The following is a 3,485-nucleotide window of genomic DNA, read 5'->3' as shown; positions in this document are numbered from 1 at the left end:
GTACTGCGGGGACACCCCGACCAGGAGCGCGGTCTCCTCCCGGCGGAGCCCTGGAACGCGGCGGCGATCGCCTCCGAATGACGGCAGGCCCGCTTCCTCCGGGGTGATCCGGGCCCGGCGGGTACTGAGGAACTCCCGGATCTCGGCGCGCGCGGCGTCGCGGGGGCTCGGTCCGGGTGCGGTCATGTGGCCACTGTACGAAGGCGCTGACCGATGTGGGGGTCACTGCTGGTGACCCTCATGGCAGGGACTCCCGGCCGCGGTCAGGCGCTGGTTGTGTGGTTGATGGCGGCCCATCACGACCGCTGTCCACCGCCCGATCCACGAAGGAATTCTGATGAAGAACGCGCATCTCGGTGACCTCACGGTCTCCCGCATCGGCCTCGGCGCCATGACCATGGCCGGCACCTACACGACCGGCGGACCGCTCGACGACTCCGAGTCTGTCCGCGCTATCCACCGAGCCCTTGAGCTCGGCGTCACCCACATCGACACCGCCGAGGTCTACGGGCCGTTCCACAGCGAAGAGGTCGTCGGGCGTGCGATCAAGGGCCGACGGGACGAGGTGAGGATCGCGACCAAGTTCGGTCTCGTGCGGCACCACGGTGACATCCACGAGTTCGGCACCGACAGCAGCCCCGCCAACGTCCGAGCAGCCGTCGAGGGGTCACTGCGACGCCTCGGCACCGACTACATCGACCTGTACTACCAGCACCGTGTCGACCCCGGCACGCCGATCGAGGAGACGGCTGGAGCCGTCGCCGACCTCATCCTCGAGGGCAAGGTCCGGCACTTCGGACTCTCCGAGGCTGCGCCGGACACGATCCGCCGCGCCCACGCCGTTCAACCGGTCGCCGCGCTCCAGACCGAGTACTCCCTGTGGACCCGTGACGTGGAGGACGAGATCCTGCCCCTCCTGCGTGAGCTCGGCATCGGCTTCGTGCCCTACTCGCCTCTCGGGCACGGCCTGCTCACCGGACAGATCCGTACCGTCGACGACTTCAGCGATGACGACTGGCGCAAGACCAACCCTCGCTTCACCGGCGACAACTTCCAGCGCAACCTCGCCCTCGTCGACGAGGTCACCGCGATCGGCGCCGAGATCGGTGCCACCCCGGCGCAGACCGCGCTGGCCTGGCTCCTCACGCGCGGCGACGACATCGCTCCCATCCCGGGCACGCGCCGCATCGCACGCGTCGAGGAGAACACCGCGGCTGCGGACATCGAGCTGACCGCCGACCAGCTGCAGCGGCTCGACTCCCTCGAACCCGCGGCGGGCGAGCGACACGACGAGACGAACATGGCCTCGATCGACCGCTGACCACACAGTGGTGACGACCAGGTCGGCCGCGACGGGGGTGGCAACCTGCGCCTAACCGCCGCCTGTCGACCACGCTCGTGCTCGACGTGTCGCCAGTCAGGACACGTGCGATAGAGCGCTTGCGATCGCGGCGGCGGTCTCCTGCGGAGCCTCGTCCGGGAGGAGGAACACCGATCCGGGAATCGTCACCAGGGTCACGTTGGGAGCCGTGTGCAGGGTGGCGCGCTCGGCGTCAGTAAGGCCTCCGTCCCCCTTCTCGGCATGGACCACCCACACGGGATGTCCGGACGCGGCCAGCTCGGCGGCAAAGTCCCGGTCGGCGGCGATGTAGTCGAGGTACTCGACGCACGCCAGAAGTGCATCGCTGGCTCTGTTCTGCTTGAAGTCCTCGATCAGTTCCTTCTTGTGCACCTCAGGTGCCTTGACAGTTCTGGCCATCAGCGGCATGAGCCGGAGCAGAATGGCCATGGGCCAGCTGCCGACCTTCTGCGACGCACGTACGACGCCGCGGAAGAACGCCGCCTCATCCTCGGTCGTCAAGCTGATGCCGAGGAGCACCAYCGGGCCCTGGAAGTCCCCGGACAGCACCATTTCCAAAGCCACCGTCGCACCGTGGGAGAAGCCCACGACCACGTCGCACCCGTGCTCTTCGGCCAGTTCCCCTGCCCGACGGGACAGCGCGGGGATGGACACGTCTCCGGACACCGGCGCGCCTGCCATCCCCGGCAGCGTCGTGGCCACCAGGCGCACACCGGAGAGCCCCGGGTCAGCCATCACGAGGTTGAACGAGCGTGCCGCGTTGGCTCCGCCAGGAAGAAGCAGGACCGATCGGTCCGCCTCTGGCGGTCCAGTTGTCAGAAGTTCCCAGGATTCCCTCATGGGTATCTCCCCAGTCAGCGGCTCCTACCCATCAAAGGTAGGTCGCAACGACCCGCGGTGGAAGGTCTGAGAGCGCTGCCAGACGTGCGTTCGACCTTCGCAAGGTGGCCTTGGGATCTGTGGGCTGTTGCTCGGCTGCACTCGCCGTTAGCCTCGAAATATGACCGCCGAGGGTGTGCTGTCCTTTCCTGCTGATGCGTTTCAGCGCGTCCTGTGCGTCGTTGCCCACCCAGACGACGTGGAGTACGGAACCTCCTCGGCCGTCGCGGCATGGACCAGTCAGGGGATTGAGGTCGCATACCTGCTGCTGACGAAGGGCGAGGCCGGCATGGACGCCAGCACGCCCGACCAGACCGCCGAGCTGCGCATGCGGGAACAGATTGCCGGATCGAGCGTCGTCGGGGTGAGTCACGTCGACTTCCTGGACTACCCGGACGGCGTACTGGTCTACTCGCTGGAGCTGCGCCGCGACATCGCACGCGCTATCCGTCGCTTCCGTCCCGACGCCGTCCTGGTGGGCTCGTGGGAGGTGGAGTTCGTAGCCGGCCTCAACCAGGCCGACCACCGCGTTGCGGGTCTTGCTGCCATCGACGCGGTCAGGGACGCCGGAAACCGGTGGGTGTTCCCCGAGCTCATCGAGGACGAGCATCTTGAGCCGTGGTCGCCGAGGTGGCTGCTGGTCTCGGGTGACCCTCGCGCCACCCATGGGGTTGACGTCACCGGTGAGCCGCTGGAGCGAGGGATCGCGTCCCTGGAGGCTCATCGCGAGTATCTCGCCGGTATCCCTGGGCACCCTCCTCCTCGACCGATGCTCACCGGGATCACAGCAATGCAAGGGCGGCCCATGGGTGTCGCGCACGCAGTCCTGTTCCGCGCCTTCGACTTCCATGCCCCGCCACCCATAGCGCTGGAAGCGATGCGGTTCGCCGAAGACATTGCGTCAGCCCCGGGCCCCACTGCAGACACGGACTGAACGGGCCGCGCCGATCACACCCGTGTAGATCTACTGCGATCCTCGCGGGCCGCGAAGCGCGCCATTTCGCCGGTTCGGGTCACACCAACGGCCGATGCAGACACCGACCCCGCGGGGGCCCTGACTCAGGCAGAGGCGACGAGTTCGTCCATCGTGACGGCGTGTCCGGCGGCGCACTCGATACGGGTAGTCACTGGCGCGCCGCACCCTGCATGGGCGTAGGACGGCGATGGCTGGTGAGGAAGGTGCTCGGCACCCCAGGCGGCAAGGGCGACGAGGGTCGGCACCAGGTCGGCACCGGAGGCCGTGAGG

At 67.9% G+C, this 3,485-nt stretch carries 3 protein-coding genes and 2 pseudogenes; 2 read left to right on the top strand and 3 right to left on the bottom strand.

All coding sequences use genetic code 11. The features are described from left to right. A pseudogene (locus ACXJKL_RS17285) lies at positions 1 to 186 on the bottom strand (hypothetical protein); the annotation flags it as partial. A gap of 151 nt (positions 187 to 337) precedes the next feature. On the opposite strand from ACXJKL_RS17285, the gene ACXJKL_RS17280 reads away from it, so the two are divergent. Then, a complete protein-coding gene (locus ACXJKL_RS17280) occupies positions 338 to 1,321 on the top strand; it encodes an aldo/keto reductase (RefSeq protein ID WP_457208252.1) in 984 nt (327 codons plus the stop codon). 96 nt (positions 1,322 to 1,417) lie between these two features. On the opposite strand, the gene ACXJKL_RS17275 is transcribed toward ACXJKL_RS17280, so the two are convergent. Next, the gene (locus ACXJKL_RS17275; protein WP_457208251.1) at positions 1,418 to 2,200 is read right to left on the bottom strand and encodes an alpha/beta fold hydrolase; all 783 of its coding nucleotides are present in this window, start codon (positions 2,198 to 2,200) and stop codon (positions 1,418 to 1,420) included. Between the two features lie 160 nt (positions 2,201 to 2,360). On the opposite strand from ACXJKL_RS17275, the gene ACXJKL_RS17270 reads away from it, so the two are divergent. Beyond that, positions 2,361 to 3,173, top strand: a complete 813-nt coding sequence (locus ACXJKL_RS17270; protein ID WP_457208250.1) for a PIG-L deacetylase family protein — start codon at positions 2,361 to 2,363, stop codon at positions 3,171 to 3,173. Positions 3,174 to 3,298: 125 nt separating this feature from the next. Here the strand turns inward: ACXJKL_RS17270 and ACXJKL_RS17265 are convergent. Next, a pseudogene (locus ACXJKL_RS17265) lies at positions 3,299 to 3,485 on the bottom strand (winged helix-turn-helix transcriptional regulator); the annotation flags it as partial.

The sequence above is a fragment of the Nocardioides sp. P5_C9_2 genome, from assembly GCF_054049555.1.
This window is presented reverse-complemented; position numbering and strand designations above follow the sequence as displayed.